The 18680-nt window shown below is 47.4% G+C and carries 23 protein-coding genes; 12 read left to right on the top strand and 11 right to left on the bottom strand.

Translation table 11 applies throughout. The features are described 5' to 3' along the window. Positions 1 to 134: 134 nt before the first annotated feature. From RE469_06745 to RE469_06730, 4 genes are all read left to right on the top strand, one after another. A complete protein-coding gene (locus RE469_06745) occupies positions 135 to 1904 on the top strand; it encodes a PDZ domain-containing protein (GenBank protein WMT45649.1) in 1770 nt (589 codons plus the stop codon). Between the two features lie 130 nt (positions 1905 to 2034). Further along, positions 2035 to 2634, top strand: coding sequence for a regulator (locus tag RE469_06740; GenBank protein WMT43899.1), 600 nt, complete (start codon positions 2035 to 2037; stop codon positions 2632 to 2634). Positions 2635 to 2717: 83 nt separating this feature from the next. Beyond that, the gene (locus tag RE469_06735) at positions 2718 to 3668 is read left to right on the top strand and encodes a transcriptional regulator (protein WMT43898.1); all 951 of its coding nucleotides are present in this window, start codon (positions 2718 to 2720) and stop codon (positions 3666 to 3668) included. Next, positions 3668 to 4333, top strand: a complete 666-nt coding sequence (locus RE469_06730; GenBank protein WMT43897.1) for a hypothetical protein — start codon at positions 3668 to 3670, stop codon at positions 4331 to 4333. Before RE469_06735 ends, RE469_06730 begins: the two co-directional genes overlap by 1 nt. Here the strand turns inward: RE469_06730 and RE469_06725 are convergent. Continuing rightward, positions 4321 to 4929 carry an RlmE family RNA methyltransferase gene (locus RE469_06725; protein ID WMT43896.1) on the bottom strand — a complete coding sequence of 203 codons (609 nt, stop codon included), beginning with the start codon at positions 4927 to 4929 and terminating at the stop codon, positions 4321 to 4323. The genes RE469_06730 and RE469_06725 overlap by 13 nt on opposite strands. Further along, positions 4919 to 5293, bottom strand: coding sequence for a glycine cleavage system protein GcvH (gene gcvH, locus RE469_06720; protein WMT43895.1), 375 nt, complete (start codon positions 5291 to 5293; stop codon positions 4919 to 4921). The genes RE469_06725 and gcvH overlap by 11 nt, the downstream gene beginning before the upstream one ends. A 200-nt stretch (positions 5294 to 5493) precedes the next feature. Between gcvH and RE469_06715 the strand changes: the two genes are divergently transcribed. Beyond that, positions 5494 to 5856: a hypothetical protein gene (locus RE469_06715; protein WMT43894.1), complete on the top strand. Its 363-nt coding sequence runs from the start codon at positions 5494 to 5496 to the stop codon at positions 5854 to 5856. A 25-nt stretch (positions 5857 to 5881) separates the two neighbouring features. Then, on the top strand, positions 5882 to 6403 hold the full coding sequence (gene thpR, locus RE469_06710; GenBank protein ID WMT43893.1) for an RNA 2',3'-cyclic phosphodiesterase: 522 nt from the start codon (positions 5882 to 5884) through the stop codon (positions 6401 to 6403). On the opposite strand, the gene RE469_06705 is transcribed toward thpR, so the two are convergent. From RE469_06705 to RE469_06695, 3 genes are all read right to left on the bottom strand, one after another. Continuing rightward, positions 6391 to 6708, bottom strand: coding sequence for a hypothetical protein (locus RE469_06705; GenBank protein ID WMT43892.1), 318 nt, complete (start codon positions 6706 to 6708; stop codon positions 6391 to 6393). The genes thpR and RE469_06705 overlap by 13 nt on opposite strands. Positions 6709 to 6747: 39 nt before the next feature. Next, on the bottom strand, positions 6748 to 7200 hold the full coding sequence (locus RE469_06700) for a helix-turn-helix domain-containing protein (protein WMT43891.1): 453 nt from the start codon (positions 7198 to 7200) through the stop codon (positions 6748 to 6750). An 87-nt stretch (positions 7201 to 7287) separates the two neighbouring features. Next, positions 7288 to 7935, bottom strand: coding sequence for a MarC family protein (locus RE469_06695; GenBank protein ID WMT43890.1), 648 nt, complete (start codon positions 7933 to 7935; stop codon positions 7288 to 7290). 91 nt (positions 7936 to 8026) lie between these two features. On the opposite strand from RE469_06695, the gene RE469_06690 reads away from it, so the two are divergent. Both RE469_06690 and RE469_06685 read left to right on the top strand, forming a co-directional pair. Continuing rightward, positions 8027 to 8710, top strand: coding sequence for a DUF47 family protein (locus RE469_06690; GenBank protein ID WMT43889.1), 684 nt, complete (start codon positions 8027 to 8029; stop codon positions 8708 to 8710). A 1-nt stretch (position 8711) separates the two neighbouring features. After that, entirely contained in the window at positions 8712 to 9611 is a 900-nt protein-coding gene (locus tag RE469_06685; GenBank protein WMT43888.1) for an inorganic phosphate transporter, read from the top strand. A gap of 17 nt (positions 9612 to 9628) precedes the next feature. Here the strand turns inward: RE469_06685 and RE469_06680 are convergent, their stop codons facing one another. From RE469_06680 to RE469_06670, 3 genes are read right to left on the bottom strand one after another with little or no spacing between them, the layout of a single operon-like run. Further along, positions 9629 to 10420: a hypothetical protein gene (locus tag RE469_06680; GenBank protein ID WMT43887.1), complete on the bottom strand. Its 792-nt coding sequence runs from the start codon at positions 10418 to 10420 to the stop codon at positions 9629 to 9631. Next, complete coding sequence (locus RE469_06675) at positions 10413 to 11234, bottom strand: hypothetical protein (protein ID WMT43886.1); 822 nt, start codon at positions 11232 to 11234, stop codon at positions 10413 to 10415. The genes RE469_06680 and RE469_06675 overlap by 8 nt, the downstream gene beginning before the upstream one ends. A gap of 47 nt (positions 11235 to 11281) precedes the next feature. Beyond that, on the bottom strand, positions 11282 to 11710 hold the full coding sequence (locus tag RE469_06670; protein ID WMT43885.1) for a hypothetical protein: 429 nt from the start codon (positions 11708 to 11710) through the stop codon (positions 11282 to 11284). Positions 11711 to 11832: 122 nt separating this feature from the next. Here RE469_06670 and RE469_06665 point away from each other — a divergent pair, with 122 nt between their 5' ends. Continuing rightward, on the top strand, positions 11833 to 13083 hold the full coding sequence (locus tag RE469_06665) for an Nre family DNA repair protein (protein ID WMT43884.1): 1251 nt from the start codon (positions 11833 to 11835) through the stop codon (positions 13081 to 13083). A gap of 1 nt (position 13084) precedes the next feature. Beyond that, positions 13085 to 13924, top strand: coding sequence for a radical SAM protein (locus RE469_06660; protein WMT43883.1), 840 nt, complete (start codon positions 13085 to 13087; stop codon positions 13922 to 13924). A 6-nt stretch (positions 13925 to 13930) separates the two neighbouring features. Here the strand turns inward: RE469_06660 and RE469_06655 are convergent, their stop codons facing one another. Further along, entirely contained in the window at positions 13931 to 14620 is a 690-nt protein-coding gene (locus RE469_06655; protein ID WMT43882.1) for a YfcE family phosphodiesterase, read from the bottom strand. A gap of 222 nt (positions 14621 to 14842) precedes the next feature. Between RE469_06655 and RE469_06650 the strand changes: the two genes are divergently transcribed. After that, a complete protein-coding gene (locus RE469_06650) occupies positions 14843 to 15622 on the top strand; it encodes an SDR family oxidoreductase (protein WMT43881.1) in 780 nt (259 codons plus the stop codon). A gap of 61 nt (positions 15623 to 15683) precedes the next feature. Next, complete coding sequence (locus tag RE469_06645; GenBank protein ID WMT43880.1) at positions 15684 to 17096, top strand: hypothetical protein; 1413 nt, start codon at positions 15684 to 15686, stop codon at positions 17094 to 17096. Here RE469_06645 and RE469_06640 read toward each other — a convergent pair. After that, positions 17089 to 17832, bottom strand: coding sequence for a protein phosphatase 2C domain-containing protein (locus RE469_06640; protein WMT43879.1), 744 nt, complete (start codon positions 17830 to 17832; stop codon positions 17089 to 17091). The genes RE469_06645 and RE469_06640 overlap by 8 nt on opposite strands. Continuing rightward, the gene (locus RE469_06635; GenBank protein ID WMT43878.1) at positions 17829 to 18674 is read right to left on the bottom strand and encodes a VWA domain-containing protein; all 846 of its coding nucleotides are present in this window, start codon (positions 18672 to 18674) and stop codon (positions 17829 to 17831) included. Before RE469_06635 ends, RE469_06640 begins: the two co-directional genes overlap by 4 nt. Positions 18675 to 18680 lie beyond the last annotated feature (6 nt).

The raw sequence follows: 18680 nt of genomic DNA, 5'->3' as shown, positions 1-18680 counted from the left end.
TATACTGAAAAATCACACCATTATTCTTTTTCTGTTTACTAGATCGGAGGCAACAGTTCACTCCAAACCGTCTCATTATATTTGATGTACAAAGATTTAACTAAAGTTAGCTCTTGCAAACTTTGGTCACACAAATGAAGCTTCAGTATCTGTTGGAAATGGATAAACCCCAGACTCATTTTTACGGCGTAACCATGAGCATTGATGACTTCAGTGAGGATAACATGCTCCTGACAATGCCAGCCTGGGCTCCGGGGTCTTATGAGATCTACGATTTCGCCAGATTTGTTCGCAACCTTCGGGCATATTCGGGATCAGATCAGCTGGATGTGCAGAAGAAAGATAAATCCACGTGGAAGGTTAACACCAAGGATATCCATTCCATAAAGATTACCTATGAAGTTTATGCAAATGAATTGAGCGTTCATACCAGCCATGTGGATTCCACTCATGCTTTTCTGAATGGAACAAGCGTCTTTCTTTATGTGGAGGGTTACAAGGACCAGTCGCTTGAACTGGTAATTAAGCCCTTTGGTAACTGGAAAGTCTCAACCGGACTGGAGAAACTGTCCGACAACAGATACCGTGCAGTTACGTACGACATACTGGCCGACTGCCCCATAGAGATAGGAGAACATCGAAGCCTCTTCTTCACCGTGGATGGTAAAGAACATGAAATCGTCCTCTATGGCCGGGGAAACGAGGATGAGGAGAAATTATCTTCAGATGTCAGAAAAATAGTGGAACAGTATGCAAAAATCTTCGGGCACCTTCCATACAAAAGATATGTTTTCATCTATCACCTGGTTTCAGAAGAAGACCAGTCTGGCGGACTGGAGCATCTGAATTCAACCACCATAGATATAGACCGGTTCACGTTCTCTCCCTTCGATAAGTACAAGCATTTTCTTTCTGTCACATCCCACGAATTCTTCCATCTGTGGAACGTAAAGAGGATAAGACCCATTGAGCTGGGGCCCTTCAACTACAAGGAAGAGAACTATACAACAATGCTGTGGATAGCTGAAGGCTTCACCAACTTCTATGGATACCATGTCCTGATGCGGGCCGGACTTGTTGACCAGAAGGAATACTTCAGGTATCTGGCGGAAAATATGAGATACCATGATTTTCTTCCGGGATCAAGAAACACATCAGCATCCGAATCCTCGTTTGATGCCTGGATCAAGCTTTACCGGCCGACCCCAAATAATATAAACAGTTACATCTCATATTACCTGAAGGGGGAGCTTCTTGGCTTTGTACTGGATTCCATGATCATCGATGCAACTCATGGTGCAAAGTCGCTTGACGACATGTACCGGTCCCTTATGGAAAAATACAACAAGGACGGAAAGGGATATACTGAAAAGGACATAATCACAACACTCAAGGATGTTACCGGCAGGGATTTCTCTGAATTCTTCGCTAAATATGTGCGGGAGCCTGGAAAACTTGAATTCCAGGACTACCTGAAGCCCTTTGGCTATTCTCTGAGGAAGGGCTACCGGAAAGTGGATGGTGTTGAACCGTCAAATAAAGCTTACCTTGGGATTATAGTGAGAACAAATGGAGGCAGGTACGTCGTTGATTCCGTTGTGGAAGGGAGTCCTGCATATGAGGCTGGGATCAATCCGAAAGATGAAATTCTGGCTGTGGATAACTTCAGGTTCACAGACGTTTTCCTGAAGGAAATGAAGGAAGAGGTAAAGCGCCTTAAGGTGGACAATCTTGCAGCATTCCATCCTGGACAGAACGTTACCGTTACCTTCTTCAGGCGCGGGCTTATATACACTGTTCCGGTGAAACTATCTGATGCCCCGTATGAATATTATGAGATTACTGAGAGCGAGCAGATCCCTGCAGGATCTGAAACGCTGCGAGGAAAATTTCTGACAGGGTGATCACAGGCCAGAATTGAAATCTATATAGGGGGTGGGCTTCTGGTCACCAACCCATTCATGGCATTACATATCTAGAAGACCATCCATATTAGCTACATACTTTTTATATAGGGATGGAATGGTAGCAATCATGCTGTTAATCCTTGAGGAATATTTCAAAGATCACCCCATCAAGAGGAAAGTTGTGGAAGGCGTCTTTAACCGTGGTATTTCCATCAGGGACGGTAAATTTTACGTTGACGGGATCGAGGTTTCAATAAGTGAAGTTGCCAAGACCCTTGGGGTCAACCGCCGCACCGTATACGATACCATAAAAATCATTGAATCCAAACCGGAGATCAAGGAGCTTATGGGTAGATTGAGGCCCATACCGGACATGGGAAGCATTGCGCCGCTTATGGGACACCAGACCGTCATTTTGAGAATAGCACCAGGCTATTTTGGCACCGTTTTACCAGAATTCCTTTCCACAGTAAAAAAATACGGCTGCTACCTGAAAGAGATTGAGGGAAGAAATTTCGAGAAGGAGGACATATACATAAGGGCAATCATCTATCATACAGTTCCTCCCCGGACCTTTGCTGCTCTTTCGGAGATAGACGGTGTCAGGAAGGTCACAGTGGAAACATCGGAAGATCTTGATCTTGAGCCAATCTGCAGCAAGTGCGAAGTCAAGGTCTGCACAACCAAGCTTTCCACCAGTCTGTTTGTTGATGAAACTGAGGAATGAGTTCTTTCCTGGAGATTGTTCCGGACTGAAACCTCTTAACCACTATTCGCAATGTTTATATACGATTTTTAATAATTGTTTTCGTGGATGATCGCAGGGCAGCAGTCTTGAGAAAAGTTTTCCAGATTTTGCTAAGGGAGGGTTTCAACGTCTCCGATCCAAATCTGGGTAACCTCCTGAGTTTCGATCTCATCGCTAAGAGAGACAGGCTCAGGCTTATCATTAAGATCCTGCAGAACATTGACACATTCAAGAGCCCCAATGCCCTTGAGATGATACGAATATCAAAACTGACTGACGGCACTCCCCTGGTAATTGGGGAGAAGGCAGGATCAGGTGCCCTTGAGAGAGGAGTCATATACTACCGCCACAGCATTCCCATACTGTCTGCTGAGAGTTTCAGTGACTATGTGGATGGAGACCAACCGTGCATATCTTCAGGTCCCGGTGGCTTCTATGTGTCCATAGATGGTGAACTGCTTCACAGAAGGCGTGAGGAACTGGGTTACTCCATTGGGTATCTTTCCAACAAAATCGGGGTTTCAAGGAGGTCCATATCGCTTTATGAAAGTGGAAGTGCAGTGACTGTGGATGTTTTCCTGAAGCTTGAAGAGATACTCAGGGAAGACCTCAGGAAGTCCATAAATCTTATGGAGATATCAGATTCTCTGCAGATGCCCTCCGAGGATGGCGAAATCACAAACGAGTTCCTTCGGGAGGTTCTTGAGATAATGATAGGAAACGGCTTCGACTTCCATGCAATGAGGAGGGCGCCTTTTGATGCAATCACAAGGGAATCCATGAGGGAGTTTCTTCTTGTTGGTCTTCTTGAAACCCTTAACGGCAAGAGGGACCGCATTGAAGCACTTAGAAACGTCAGTGCAATATTCGAGAATGATGCTTTCCTGGTAAGCAGAATGAGCACTGAACGTGAGAACATAGCCGGATGCCCTGTCATAAGCGTCAATGAACTCAGGGGCATTTCTGAGAAGGAACAACTGCAGAGAATTATTGAGAAAAGGAAAACTTCCTGATGTACAGGGAATTCAGGAATCCGGAAAACAACAGGAATATCAGGGTCTATTCCGGAGTGAAGGGGCTCATATCCCATGGTGATGACTTAAAATCAGTTCTGAACACAATGAACCCCGAAATCATACTTGTTACCATAGCTCCGTCGGAGGTGAACGGCCTGAGGGAATTTCTCAAGGACCCATTTGAGATGAATCTGTCTGATTACGAGATAATTTACGGTATCAGGCTCAGGAAATATGGGGAGGTAATGACGCCCCCACCCATATACATTGAAGTGATCAATTATTCCGAAAAAAGCGGAAGCCGCGTCACTGGCATTGACATGGATGATGAAACATACAACACAGCATACACCCAGAACATCAGGTCTTTTGACCTCCTCAGGGATTCCATGAGAAAGAAGAGAGTGCTAAATGCAGACTACCACGATACCAATGAATATGAATTTGCGGAGGCATGGGCCGAGAAACAGAAAGCCATCAGGGGAAGGAGAAAGCTTGAACAGATGCGCATGAGCTATATAGCCGGAAAGGTCAGGGAATTTGTAACCCAGGATTATGTTGAGAACCACATCATAGTATGTGATCACGAGTTTTACAAAGGCATAAGGGATGTGCTTATCTCAATGGGTTATGCCCAAGCAGATCCTGATCAGGCAACATAACCTTCAAAGATGATGTAAATTTCGCTGCTGGAATCTCTGGAAGCAGAAACTTTCGTTGTTCTTGAGTTCCTGAAATGTTTCTTCCACTGGTTTACAAACTGGACTGTCAGGTCTCCCTGAAACTGCTTGAGAAGCACAAAGCCACCGTCTTCCAGAAATCTGCCCACCAGATTCATCACGGACTGGCACAGTAGATATGAAGAAGCGTGGTCCCTGTCATGTATGCCGCTGGTGTGAATCATGGCATCTGAAACAATCCCCTGAAAATGCTTTATGCCAGCACCCTGCATTATTTCCCCAATTCTGTCAACAGTCCTCGGGTCCTCAATTTTCCCCCTAACAAATATCACATTATCCAGTGGTTCCATCTGGTTGATATCCACTGAGATAACAGGATTTCTCGTTATGCTGGTGATTATCTGGGACCACCCCCCTGGTGATGATCCCACTTCCAGAACGTATTGCCCAGGCCTGAGAAGATCAAACTTTGTCTGGATCTCCATGAGCTTGAAGGCAGCACGGCTTCTGTACCGCTCCTTTTTTGCAAGATAATAATATTTATCCCTGTGATCGGGCATGCCGGGATTATTCTCCAATAAACTTCCTGTACTGGGCGGCATCCATGGAATCGACCTGCTTACCGGTCACCTTCATCTTGACCATCCAGTTTGCGTAGCAGTCCTTGTTCACTGCTTCTGGTGAATCTGCAAGAGCTGAATTCACATCAATGACCTCCCCGTCTGCCGGGCTGTAAACGTCCTCCGCAGACTTCACGGATTCTATTGTCAGAAGTGCTTCCCCTGCCTTCCTTTTGGTTCCCTTGGACGGCAGATCTATGTACACTATATCAGTGAGCTGATTCTGTGCATAGTCGCTTATCCCCATTGTCAGCGTATCTCCCTCTATCCTATACCACTCGTGTGTCTTTGTGTACTTCAGGCCATCGGGAATCTTTGTCATGCCCCCATGATCACGGTGAAATATATAATCCATGGCTCATCATCCTCAGTTCACCTGTTTTTATTGATGATATCAATTCTGGGTAACTGTGAATTTATAAAGTAAAATAATATCATCCATATTATTATGCTCAGACCACATAATACGCTTTTTTTGCTCAATAACAAAACCTATATACTTTTGATTCATTATAAATTGAGGTGAGAGAATTGAGGATTCTCTGTGACAAATGTGGGGGTTCAGGCTGGATCAGGGACGAAAATGGCGTTCTTGATGTCTGCAATAATTGCTGGGGACTGGGCTATGTGGAAACCTCATCTGAAAACGGGCTGGATGCTCAGCTGCATGTAGCCATGAGCAGGAATTCCATAATCTCAATACTGGCCGGAATGGGAATATACTATGCAATCGTATTTTTCCTCACAAGGAATCTCAAGCTTAATTTCATCTACACCTTTCTGCTCATATTCTTCGGCTACTATGCTGGGATCATAGCTAACGGCATATACCTGCACCTTCATGAGAGACATCTCAGGAGCGAAAAACACTCCCGATCCTCTTAGGAACGGGGAGGATGTGAATGACCTCATGAGAGTTTTTGTTGGTTCAAAGATAACCAGATTTGATGGTCTTGGGGAACTTTTCCAGGATATCAGGCGCATCCCCGTATCAAAACCCGTGAATACTCCTGACCTCCACCTCACCTTTGTTTTTCTTGGGGAGGTTGACGCCGCCTCTGTTGATCGCATTTCAAGCCGGATCCGTTCGCTGGAACTTCGCCGTTTCACCGTTAAGATCAGAGGCCTTTCGGCTTTCCCGTCTCCCGCATCTGCAGGAGTTCTTTACCTAAACCTTGAAGATTCCGCTGAAATCAGATACAATCATATGGTACTGGATTCCGCCCTTACCGGTTTCACCCGTGAAAGCAGGAAATTTGTTCCACACATAACAATTTCAAGGTTCCGTGACCCTGTCAACGTACAGGATCTTGAGAAAAAATATGCGAGCATTCAGTGGATAGAGGAAATCAGAAGTATTTTTCTTTATAGAAGCGTACTCAGGCCCGAAGGCCCGGTATACGATCCCCTGGAAGAATTTCAGTTGAAATAGGTGGTTTTGTCAGAGTCGTCAGTTTTCTTACCGGCCGTGAGCAATTCCTCGTCGCCAAATTCTATTGCAATAAGTCCTGAAACCGGTATGAGCCTGAGTACATTCTTCCCATTTTCAGCCTCGATCCTGAAACATACAGCGCCCTCTTCTCCAAGCAGCGTGTAGCCAACAAATTCACCCATTGTCTCCATGGGTTCATCCTTTCCGCTATTTGAAATGACCCTGTACTTGCCTCCCTTTTTAATTTCTATCATATCCATATTCATCAACAACTCTGCAATCCGGGAAAGATTTGTTTTCGCCACGTTCCCCTCGCCGCGCAATTTAGCACTCAGTAAAAAACTTTATGTTTTGCCGCGGCCGGTTTCCGCTCTGGAGAGGCGCCAGATGTGTTCCACCGTTTTCCTGTAATTTTCCAGTGCCATCTTAACGTTGACCTCGACCCAGTTCCACGCCTTCATGATGTCCCCGGATCGCATCCTGTACTTCTTTGTCTTGCCTTCCTGTATCTCCTCAAGTATGTCCATGGACTTGAGCTTGTTCAGATGCCTGTAAAGAGTTGTGCGGCTTGTCTTGAGGTACGTGAGAAGGTCCTCGCCTGTCCAGTATCTCTCAGGATTCATCAGGAAACATTCCTTGAAAAGCCTGAAATATGCAGACTGAGAAATAGCCTGGAAATCCGTGCCCGGATTCAGCCGGGGTATGTAACCGATATCCGACAGGAAATACGCTATGTTCTTGTCTATATTCTCATCCATAACCCTGGTTGGAGTTGATACCACTGTCATCTTGAACATTTTAACAAAGGGCCAAATGTTTTGAACTAATAAATTTATAGCTGGGATCAACCATGATGGGATCCACAAGCCTGGCCTCATTGAAATTCAAAGCGTATGTATTATGGTGAACAGCCCGCTTGTGATGAATTCTATTGCTATTGATGCCAGCAGAAGACCCATTATCCTGGAAATAATGAGAGCCCCGGTTTTTCCCAGGCGGTTGAAAAGCGGATTTGACAGCCTGAGAACTATGTACGATATCAACAGCACGGTGATGACCGCAAGTATAACGGCTATCCTTTCGGATATGAAATACTGTGGGGAGTTGAAATATATCATTGCCGTGGTTATTGTTCCTGGGCCAGCCAGGAGCGGAGTGCCTATTGGGACAATTCCCACAGCCTCTCTGTCAATGCTTTCCTGAGTTTCCTGGGGGGTCAGTTTGGTGTTTGATACTTTTCCCTGGAGCATGTCGAATGCAACTTTAAAGAGGAGAATACCTCCTGCGACCTTAAAGTCAGAGATATCTATGCCAAGAACCAGGAATATGTAAATTCCCAAAAACATGAAGCCAAGAATCATGCCGGAGGCCACCATGATGCTCTTGAATATGACCCTCTTCTTTTCACTGGCGGTATATCCATCGGTGAGAACCATGAGTGTTGGTACAGCACCTATGGGGTTCAGGATTGCGAATACTGTAGCCACAATTGACAGGTAGAATACTATGAGGTTCAGCAATAGAAGCGTCATAGCAAATTCCTGTTAAATGTTTTTATCCATGCTGGTGAAAGCAGAACTATTGCATGACATTATATTAATACCTGATAAATATGGGAGCAGAATGGTCAATGCCAATTTCCTGAAGAAAATCATGGTTGTGGGCGAAAGGAACCAGCTGCAGAATCTCACTCAGTATGTGGATCTGGCTGAGAAATCCTCAAAGACACTCATTGAGATGCTCAGCATAGAGGATGGCAAGAAAGTCCAGCTGAACGCCATAATCAGGGACATTGAGAAGAAGGGAGACGATATAACAATTTCAATGAAGGACCAGATAACCGGTGGCGCAATCAGCTCAAACCTCATGGACAATCTCATCACCCTGGTGGAGACATGCGATGACCTGCTGGACAAGTCATATTTCGTCAGCAGGGAGATTAAAAGAGTTCATGAAAACACCCACCGTTTTGATGACTGGACAAGGGATTTTCTCAGGAGAGGGTATGATGTATGCATCCGCATTCTTCAGAACAATCTGGAGGCACTTGACCAGGTGCGCCATCTCCTTGAGGCCAAGGATTTCCAGGAAATGGGTGAGGCAAGGACCTTGATACAGAAGCTTGAGGAGAAGGTAGATGACCTGAAGGACAACCTCATAGACGAAATCTACAACTCAGCAGACAGCCTGCCATACATAATTTTTGTGCATCTCACGGAGCTGGTGCACAAACTTGATGACATGCTTGATGACTGTGAGGACATAGGGGATCTTGTGCACACCATCAGTGTGTCAATAACAAGATAAAATGTTCTACTCAGTAATCATACTGGTACTTGCCACAACCCTGACAGCTCTTGTGGCGGGCAACAACATGTCCGCTGCCGTGGGTACGCTCATAGGGTCAAGGATTCTTTCCAGGATTGGCGGCTTGATGATTGGCATGGCCGGATTCAGTGCCGGGCTTCTGATCCAGGGGCACAGCCTGAGCATGACCGCATTCCGGTTGATTCCCAGGGTGCATGAGATCATTGCCTTTTCGCTGGGTATAGCCCTTGTAATATTCCTGCTTGCAGCATTTCTCAGGGTTCCCCTATCTCTGACAATGGCCCTTGTGGGCATTTCTCTTGGACTCTCCATTCACTACGGATTTTCCGTTGATGTGCCTCTGGTCACACTCATAATTATTACATGGGTTCTGGCACCCATTATGTCCATAGCTTTCGCCTTCATCCTCAACCGTAAGCTTGCATCTGCCCAGCCAAGGAACGTCTGGAACTTTGCCCTGTCCCTGAAAATCGCCCTAATAGTTGTGTCATTCCTCACGGCGTTCACGCTTGGTGCAAACACACTTGGATTCATAGAGCAGGTAGCCGGCATAAGCGGCTTCAATGTTCTCTTCATGATAGTGGGAATAGTCCTGGGATCGCTGTTTCTCAGCAGAGGAATCATCAAGAGGGTTGGCCAGGAGATGTACATGATGCGTTACACCAATGCTTTCGTGTCACTTGTGATCTCGTCAGCACTGGTGGAGGGGGCAACATTCCTTGGCTTACCTCTCAGCAACACACAGACACTGACTTCCAGCGTATTTGGCAGCGGACTTTCATACAGGAACAAAGCAATGGCCTCAAAACCATTCCTCATCACAGTAGCAACATGGGTTATATCACCCCTGCTTGGGATGATCTTTGGGCTGATCATATGATGCGTAAGGAATTGCCTCTATGCTTCAGGAACAAAATCAAATATTGTCCGCCTGGAAATCTTCGCTGAATATTCCATGAAATTCCTTGCAAATTTCCTTCTGAACTCATCGCTGTCCTGGGAATAATAGACGAAATTTCCTCTTTTCACCAGCGTCCTTGATTTCACCAGCCCTGTGATGACCGACTGCAGATCCTTCCTTATGGCTTCGCGTGAGAACCCAGAGGATCTTGAAAAAGCGAACTCCACCGATCCGGCAACAAGCCTCTGGAGTTCCACAGGGGACTTCAGCGAAAGATTTCTGGTGATCAGCAGAGCCTTCATGTACTCAGGCATTTCGGCATTGTACAGTGGTACTGGAATAAGGGGGAGACGTTTCAAATTGTCCAGTACAGTGGTCATTCCGGTGAGGCCTGAATCCTGGTATGCTATGCCTGAATTGCCCGGCTGAATTATTATGGCCGGGAACTTTCCTGGGTATGGGTTCCCGCCGGACTGAATCACTGCCACTGGTGCCGGGGTTTTCACGCCCATTGACGCGAATTCATCGGTAACCTCGGAAATTATACGACCGGCCTTCGCGGATGTCTCGCGGTCACCGCTGAAAATGAGGTAATCCGGGACCCATGTGTCCAGGGATTTGCGTCCAACTGCGGACATCCATAAGCCATTCCTCTGGAAGAATGACAGGGGTACCAGTCCGGTTGATTTCCAGTTAATGCGGAAGGCATCCACAATGAATGAGATGCCCAGAAAAGATTCGGCCTGAGACCTGAGCAGCATGTTTCTCGCCCTGATGCCTTCAGTCATCTTTCCATCCTCCCGGAACGTCCATGACATGGAGAACATCTATGAGGGTAAGTGAAGGGTCCGGCAGAACCGCAATGCCTCCGCCGTCTTCCATGACTTCACAAACCCCGGAGCCGGTGCTTACAACAATTCCACGGTCAGATTCCCGGGTCACTGATAGCCTCTCCTGGTTTCCGGGCTTACCCCTGAATTTTGTCATGCCCACGGGCAGTGTAATCGGCTCCTGGAGGCAGAACTCCACGTCGTTCCTCTTCTTTCCAAGGGATTCCATGATCATCTGGTACAGATCCCTCTGGACGGCGGCCTTTTCCACCAGGGCAAGAATGAGTTCCGGAGTGCCTGCGTGTGGATTTGAGATACGGATTTCCATATCCCTCCTTATTTTTATGGAAGTTTCACCCCTGCTCAGGGATATCTCAGAAAATTCAATTTCCCTGTCATCCTTGAGCAGATTCCAGAATTTTCCGGCGTGCCCGGGCTGAGATATATCCATCACTGTTCTTCCATGGTTCTCAGCCTTGAAGCCGGTCATCACGTATCCCAAGCCTTCCAGCAGTCCTGGAATTGAACGGAAGTCTTCCTGCAGGAGTATGAACCTCTGCCCCATTGCCGGAGGAAGACTAACCTCCGGGTGCCTTGACATTGAAATCCTGAAATTCTGGTCATAGGGAAGGACAAATATCTTGCCAGGGATTATATCAGAAAGTGGTACGTCCTTCATGCTGGGTAAAAATACCATACCGAAAAAGAGCACCCCGGATCTTGGGGCACCTATGTGCTGGGAAATTATTTCCAGGAACTCCTCCTTTCTCAATGCTGTGATCAGCTCCAAATCGATATATTAGTTTATCTGTACGCCTTTCAGAGGTCACCGTTTGCCAGGAAATCTTTTATGTCGTCAGCCGTGTAAGGGCCCTCTACTGCAACCGGGAGAAGGACCGCTTCATCGTCATCGCCCTCACGGTCATCATCCTCCGAGACGTCCTCTATCTTAACCTCGAATGTTTCGGTGGCCTGATCATGTGGCTCTTTCTCATCCTCATCATCTTCCGCATATGCGTATATTTCGTCAAACCAGATGATATAGCTGTACCCGCCATAACTGAAAACCTTGTGCGTACCGGAATCCAGCGTCATGACGCTTGAGGGATTTTCAGTCAGGAGACCGTATATGTATCCAACCAGAATGGCCTCCTGGAACGTTCCCTGCCCTCCATATTCCTCATCACCCAGGGTATGGAACTCCGACATTATTTCATAGAGCAATCTTGCGTCAAGTTTCAGTGTCATTATCTCCCCCGTATTGCTATTATGGAATTTAACTTTACATGGCTGTAGGCCCGTAAAGTTTATGCCACGTGGTATCGACTGCGAAAAAATATAACTTAAATATCAGTTGCCAATCTGTTCATATGCAGGTTAAGGCCACAATGAAGATACCGGCATCCCTGTGCCTCAATTGCAGGGGAGCCAGGATGTTGTGTGGCCTGACTTTCTGCCCAATTTCCGTAAAGTACATGGTGCAGCCCAGAGTATCCAGTGTACGTGGTAATTCCATTTCCGGATCATCACCTCCAAGTGTTTTTGTTGGAAGATACGGATATCCCCGCATCAAGATTTATCCATCAACGCCACCTGAGCACGGAGATACATCCGTTTACGAGGATACGCCATCATGGCTTGGAATGCCCATGGAGGAATTTCTCTCAATGAGGCTTTCCCTCATAAGGGGAGGGATGGACGTGAAGACAGACGACGCTGCCTCACCGGATCGGGTATTCCAGGAGATCCAGCTCATGGCACTCTCCCAGAAATCCGTGGAAGTTGACATGGTGTTTGACCGAAATCTGGTGTCCTCAGATATTGTTCTTGATGAGCATCTGCCTCCCATGGGGCCTTCCGCTCCTGTGCGAAGGATAGAAGTTTCAGGAGCCTCACCGGGGAAGGATGTTGAGAAGGTTTACGGAGACACTGATCTGAAGGCAAACCAGGCAATGAAATATCTCTATTCAAGTGGAGTGGATGTTTCGAGAATATCAAAAATACTCAGTGTTGGTGCTGTTGGCATAGGGAAGGCCAGGAAGGTTGTTCCCACCAGGTGGTCAATCACTGCCGTTGACAAGAACCTATCTGATGATCTGGTGGAGAAGGCCAAGGATCTACCCCAGATTGACAAGTTTCTTGCCTTTGTAAGGCCGACTCCGGGCAATCTTTTCATGGCGATTCTCACTCCTTCAAGCTGGATGTACGAATGGGGTGAATCATGGTTTCCTGGCAGCACATGGAACCAGTGGGGCGAAGATGCTTTCGTGGAAATAGATGACGAGGGCTACAACGGGAGGAAAGACTACCCTGGCATCGGTGGGTGCTATTATTCGGCAAGGCTGGCTGTAGCTGAGAAATTCTCAGGCATGAGGAGATCAGGAGGCGCCATAACCTGGCGTGAAATATATCCCGGCTTCAACCTCCCGGTGGGCGTATGGTATGTCAGGGAGAACATGAGGGAACTCTTCAGATCACAGCCGGTGCAGTTCGACACCCTGGATGAGGCTATTGCTTACATCTCTAAATTCATGAAGGTGGAGCCATCACGATGGACGGGCAGATCAAAGGTCGTCCCCGCCCTGAAATACAACAACCTTGACAGGTACTTCAGGATTTGACATGAGAGTTGTAGAATACAGGGCCAAAACTGCCATATCCAAATCTGGAATGGCTGAGCTGGATTACGCGCTGAACCCTTATTCAGGATGCCTTCACGGCTGCAAATACTGTTATGCAGTTGACTTTACCCGCATAGCGGATGCAGCAGAGAACTGGGGGGAAGTCGTTTACGTCAAGACCAACCTTATGGATCTCCTGAAGGCGGAGATAAAAGGCATGAAGAGGGGGATTGTTGGCATTTCAACTGTCACAGATCCGTACCAGCCGGTTGAGGCAAAGTACGGCCTCAGCGGTGCTTCAGCTGATCTTCTCCTGAGATCTGGATTCAGGGTAACGGTCCAGACTAAGTCGCCACTTGTCAGGAGGGATGCAGAAATATATGCAGCACACAGGAATTCCAGCGATGTTGGGATCACCATCACAACACTTGATGACAGGAAAGCCAGGATAATTGAGCCCCATGCCCCATCACCCAGATCCCGCGGAGATGCCCTGATGTATCTTTCAGACTCGGGTGTTAAGACATGGATATTCCTTGGGCCCATAATACGTGGATTCAATGATGAACCTGATGAGATGGATGCAATATTTTCTCTTGCATCACGTAGCGGCTCAAGGGTGATTTTCGATACCTATGTCCCATATGTTGCAGCCAACCGCCTTATGAACTCCACTGTTCCAGGATTTGTTGCAGAGAGATCATACCACGTGGATAAGGCATGGCACCTGAACCTTGTGAAAAACATAGAATCCATGGCAGAAAGATATGGTGTCAGGTGCAACAGCCAGCAGGAAGAATGGCTGGAGGAGAAGAAATCTGACTTCGGTACACTGTTCTGATTCTTCTCAGAAATAGAATTTTCTGAGCTGATCCAGATATGGTGACCCCTCCTGAACTACTTCCCTGATCTGCCTCCAGGTCTCGTTATTGTCATACCTGAACCTTTTGTACGTGATATCCCCTGATTCTGTATCCAGGACAGCATACATGGGACGCCAGTCCCCGTCACGGGGCTGCCCGGCGCTTCCAGGGTTGATTATCCTGCCACGGTACAGCATTGGAAAATGCGTGTGCCCAACCAGTATAAGATCGTATGAGGAATACCGCTTATCCTTCCAGACCATTTCTGCCTCAGTTGCGAAAAGATAGCCGAAGAGGTGGTTGTTTGGAGATGCGTGAGTCATGAAAATCTTCCTGCCATCTATCTCGGCCTCAATGGTTTCCTTCAGTGCGCCAAGTTTCCCCAGGTCTTCCTTTGACAGATTGGGGAGTGTAACCTCTGTTCTTGAAAATTCACTGAGATCATGCATTTCGGGTGCGCATTTGCAGTCTTCGCCCGTAACGGCCGCATAGTCGTGGTTCCCCATCACACCATAATCCATGTTCTCCATTATCAGGTCCAGGGTTTCGGCAGGTTTTGGACCATAATCAACTGCGTCGCCAAGGAAAATTGAACTGTCAAATTTTTCCCTCTTCAGGATTTCCTTCATTGCCTCCAGATTTGAGTGAATATCGGAATATATGAGAACTTTCATGCCTTATCATGGTATATTAGTATAAAAGAATATTCTCTATATTCTCAATAATCAGAAATTGCAGAGATGATGGCCAGGCATATGCCGATCCTGATTCACAGGAAAGATGGATTTGTGCCCAACCATGCACTGGAACTGGCATGAATCACTTTCGGATAATCGGTGCATCATGTTTCATTACCATGGAAACTAAGATTACTGCGGAAAGGCATGTGTGATACCATGAATCAGAAGAGACTCAGTGAACGAAAAGTGCTCATAACCGCTGCAAGTTCAGGAATTGGGTTTGCCATTGCCTCTGTGCTTGCGGAAAAGGGAGCGACAATTTTCATGACATCGGGAAGCAGCAGGATTGAGGCTTCCGCAGGTTTGCTTCGAAAAAGAGGGCTCCGAGTGGAATCATCAGTCTTCAACATGGTCACAGAGGATCCGGCCGACATTGTTGAGAAAGCTTCCAAATCCATGGGTGGTATTGATACGCTTGTTGTTAACTATGGCGATCCCAAGCTTGCCCCTTTCATGGATATAGGAGACGAAGACTGGAGCCGTTACATCTCAATGTTCGTCAGGGCAACCGTAGGACTTGTGAGAGAAACTGTAAAGATCATTGGGTCGGAGGGGCGGATCATATTCATAACATCAATGACCACCAGGGAGGCCTATGAGGGATTTGCCATCTCAGGTTCACTGCGGGCTGCAGTTGTGAATCTGGGCAAGATTCTCAGCCTAGAACTTGGAAGAAAGGGAATGACTGTGAATTCCATCTCCCAGGGATATTTTCTTACAGAAAGGCTCGGCGCAGTCATAGAACGGAATTCCCGCCTGAACATGACTTCCGTTGAGGAAGAGAAGAGGAAGATAATCTCAAGCATACCTGTTGGAAGGATTGGGGAACCTGATGAAATTGGCCACCTGGTAAGCTTCCTCTGCAGCCCTGAGGCGTCGTACATAAACGGAGCAAATATCCCAATAGATGGTGGGCTCACAAGATATCCCTATTGAGAACTGAATCTACCAGACAATGCCAACCCTTAAGAACTCATGGGTGAATATGGACTGAGAAATGGCCCAGAACGAGAGATCCACAATTTTCAAGGGGACTTCGGCCTCCCTTGATGGACAGAAAGGATCGCTCATCCTCTCTGCGGGAGGCATTTCCTTCATCCCTGATGATGGGGGAAAAGGAATCCAGATACCCCTGGAGAAGATGTACGCGGCTTCCATTGAGGGTAGGATACTGAAGAAACTCTGCATAGTTGACAATGCTGGGAAGAGGATACTTTTCTCTGTACCGGACATGGATGAATGGAGAGGCGTCCTGGAGATGGCCATACGCATATATGATGCGCTCAATGCAAAAACACAACCTGTTGTGGCAAAGAAGGTGCCGTCATCACAGCCTGCCTCAGCTCCGTCGGTAACCTCAGTTCCTGCTTCCAATCCGGTTGTCACTCCGTCAGCGCCCCCGCCGCAGCAATCAGGATCCACCAGAGGAAGCGGCATCACACAGACCGTGACAAGGATAATCCAGAAAGTTCCACCGGTATACAACGGGCAGTGGCCTTCCGGGCAGGATTATGAGCAGTCCTTCCAGACACTCAAACTTAACCTGAGCCCGTCCATTGGCAAAACTGATACCTGGGAAGCCGTAAGGAATCCTAAGAACCCGTCCTGGTATGTCCATGCTTCCGGCAATTACGGCTCCATTTACAAAATATCAACGGGAGACGGAAAATTCTATGCCCTCAAATGCTTCACCAAGAAATCTCTGAGCATAAACCAGAGATACAGCACCATCAGTTCATACCTTAACAGCCTGCAAAATGCGCCAGACTGCCTGACGCATTTCGTATATTACCCGGAGGGTATCAAGACGCGGAAGGTTAACGGCGTTTACTTCCCAATGCTCCGGATGGAATGGATAGAGGGGACAACTCTGAATCAGTTCATATCGGCACACATCTCGGAACCTAGAATCCTTAAGACAACTGGAAATCGCATTGTTGAGGCTGCTATGGCTCTTCAGTCAGCAGGGATAGCCCATGGTGACCTTTCAGGTGACAACATAATCATAGACTCAAAGGGGAAGATAAAATTCGTGGACTACGACGGAATGTTCATCCCTGCTTTCAAGGGAGAGAGAGCAACAGAGCTTGGCCATGCTGATTTCCAGCATCCCGGAAGGAAGGCTGACACATACAGCGAAAAGCTTGACACCTTCTCTGTGGTTGTAATACAGCTAGCTATGCAGGCACTGACCATAAAGCCTGAACTGTGGGAGAAATTCAACGGCGACGATCCAGACTGCCTTATACTCAGGAAGCCTGACTACCTGAAACCGTCAGAATCCGCAGTTTTCTCTGAACTCAGGAAAACCAGGAGCAGGAATATAAAGAAAATCATTGATCTTCTTCTCCAGTTCCTGTCTAAGGATCCGTTGTGGGATGGCTTTTCCCTTGACCAGATCATCACGTGATGCGTATGGCTACGATTGCCGTGTCGTCGTTGCGCATCCTTCTGGCGTTGATCTCCCTGCTTATGAATCCTTTCATGGCGTGATCATTTCCCATAACTTCCAGGATTTCCTGCGGTTTCCCATGCTCCAGAATCCATTTTGAGACAGCATCTGTTGCCAGTATCACAGTGCTGCCTGGGGCAATTGTCCCGGATACTGCAGAGTATTTTGGAAGAGCCATCCTGACATTTGCCGATATGGGGCTTCCTTTTCCGCTCCATACCAGTGACGGAGTGTTCCCGAAATCAGAATACTGCTTCAGTGGAAAAGAATCCTCGACCTTCTGGCCCTTCAGGACAAACATGCAGGTGTCTCCAACGGCAACAGCAGAATAACGGTACGATGAAGCAAGAGGCCATGCCTGCATCAGAAGGAGAGTTGAATGGGATCCAGATACGGATTTGTTGCGAAGGAACCACGGCAGCCCGGCCCACTGTATACTGCCATACCAGTTCTTCCTGGCGGCTTTCATCACGCTTAAAAGGAGGGAATCTGGACTGTCATCCAGGGAGAGATTGACATCCATAGCAGCCTGTGTAAGGGATCGGGCCCAGATATCAGAAAATATGGATGAACTGGCACCATCTGCCATGGCAAACTTCATCCTGGCAAGATCCCAGCTGTAGAAATCCTCACAGTCCGTGGACCTGTTGCCAAGCTTGCTCATCCTGAAGCCCAGGACCTGAATGCCGCTCATTGAAGATTTTCTGTTGGGGCCCTTGTTCCTATGTCAAGCAGTTCCAGCAGTTCGTCAAGTCCCGCATTGAATACATATGCGCGGGAGTTGCTGTTCACATCAAGCGACCGCTCCTGCGCAATGCTCAGGAAGCTGTCAGGAAGGACACTTGACATGTCGAAGAGCTGCTGTGCAAACTTGTCATCCCTTGGAAGGACAGCTTGATCGGATGGAAACGCCAGCGGCCTTGCCCCCTTAAGCTCAGAAAGATGGCAGTTCCAGAGAAGCACCTTGCCATCCGAAGTGCTCATTTCCATGATTTCCCTGGCAATTTTCATGGGATCTCCGTCGGTTGCTGCGCCATCAGAGATATTTATGACCACAGGCGGGTAAGAATCCCTGTGCTCCGCGGACCAGTCATCGATCCATTCCTTTGCAAGCTGGAATGCCTTCACCATTGGTGTGTTGGAGTTTGCGACTGGTTCAAACCACACCGGAAATTCGAATTCTGTTTCAACCTCACTTCCGTCCGGATCGGTAACTTTCTCAGTTCTCTTTTCCATTCTCAGAGGGCTGGCAGCCAGCTTCGAAATTGGAACTATGTCAGCTTCCTTAAGCAATGATGCAGCAGTATCTGCAGCGGCGCCATAGCCTATTATACCAATATCAAAATAGTCCCTGACGCCATCTGTTTTCGTGCACCTGTATATGAGCTCATAAATCTGCCTGTTTATGGCATCAGCAGCCTCCTGTGATTTTGATCTCAGTGTGCCGCCAAGTTTGTGGCTCATGGATCTGGACTGATCAACCATGAAAATGAACAGTCCTGGGTTTCGCCTGCTTATTTCAGATGTGTATGACATGATCAG

Source organism: Cuniculiplasma divulgatum (genome assembly GCA_031200235.1).
Lineage (GTDB): Archaea > Thermoplasmatota > Thermoplasmata > Thermoplasmatales > Thermoplasmataceae > UBA509.
Note: the sequence above shows the minus strand (reverse complement) of the source record. Positions and strands in the feature narration are given on the sequence as shown.

Bases quoted from the DNA above. Each gene is read 5' to 3' on its own strand.
- RE469_06745 (WMT45649.1), top strand. From the start codon at position 135: ATGAAGCTTCAGTATCTGTTGGAAATGGATAAACCCCAGACTCATTTT.
- RE469_06740 (WMT43899.1), top strand. From the start codon at position 2,035: ATGCTGTTAATCCTTGAGGAATATTTCAAAGATCACCCCATCAAGAGG.
- RE469_06730 (WMT43897.1), top strand. From the start codon at position 3,668: ATGTACAGGGAATTCAGGAATCCGGAAAACAACAGGAATATCAGGGTC.
- gcvH (WMT43895.1), bottom strand. From the start codon at position 5,293: ATGACAAAGATTCCCGATGGCCTGAAGTACACAAAGACACACGAGTGG.
- thpR (WMT43893.1), top strand. From the start codon at position 5,882: ATGAGAGTTTTTGTTGGTTCAAAGATAACCAGATTTGATGGTCTTGGG.
- RE469_06700 (WMT43891.1), bottom strand. From the start codon at position 7,200: ATGTTCAAGATGACAGTGGTATCAACTCCAACCAGGGTTATGGATGAG.
- RE469_06695 (WMT43890.1), bottom strand. From the start codon at position 7,935: ATGACGCTTCTATTGCTGAACCTCATAGTATTCTACCTGTCAATTGTG.
- RE469_06690 (WMT43889.1), top strand. From the start codon at position 8,027: ATGGTCAATGCCAATTTCCTGAAGAAAATCATGGTTGTGGGCGAAAGG.
- RE469_06685 (WMT43888.1), top strand. From the start codon at position 8,712: ATGTTCTACTCAGTAATCATACTGGTACTTGCCACAACCCTGACAGCT.
- RE469_06680 (WMT43887.1), bottom strand. From the start codon at position 10,420: ATGACTGAAGGCATCAGGGCGAGAAACATGCTGCTCAGGTCTCAGGCC.
- RE469_06670 (WMT43885.1), bottom strand. From the start codon at position 11,710: ATGACACTGAAACTTGACGCAAGATTGCTCTATGAAATAATGTCGGAG.
- RE469_06665 (WMT43884.1), top strand. From the start codon at position 11,833: ATGCAGGTTAAGGCCACAATGAAGATACCGGCATCCCTGTGCCTCAAT.
- RE469_06660 (WMT43883.1), top strand. From the start codon at position 13,085: ATGAGAGTTGTAGAATACAGGGCCAAAACTGCCATATCCAAATCTGGA.
- RE469_06655 (WMT43882.1), bottom strand. From the start codon at position 14,620: ATGAAAGTTCTCATATATTCCGATATTCACTCAAATCTGGAGGCAATG.
- RE469_06650 (WMT43881.1), top strand. From the start codon at position 14,843: ATGAATCAGAAGAGACTCAGTGAACGAAAAGTGCTCATAACCGCTGCA.
- RE469_06645 (WMT43880.1), top strand. From the start codon at position 15,684: ATGGCCCAGAACGAGAGATCCACAATTTTCAAGGGGACTTCGGCCTCC.
- RE469_06640 (WMT43879.1), bottom strand. From the start codon at position 17,832: ATGAGCGGCATTCAGGTCCTGGGCTTCAGGATGAGCAAGCTTGGCAAC.
- RE469_06635 (WMT43878.1), bottom strand. From the start codon at position 18,674: ATGTCATACACATCTGAAATAAGCAGGCGAAACCCAGGACTGTTCATT.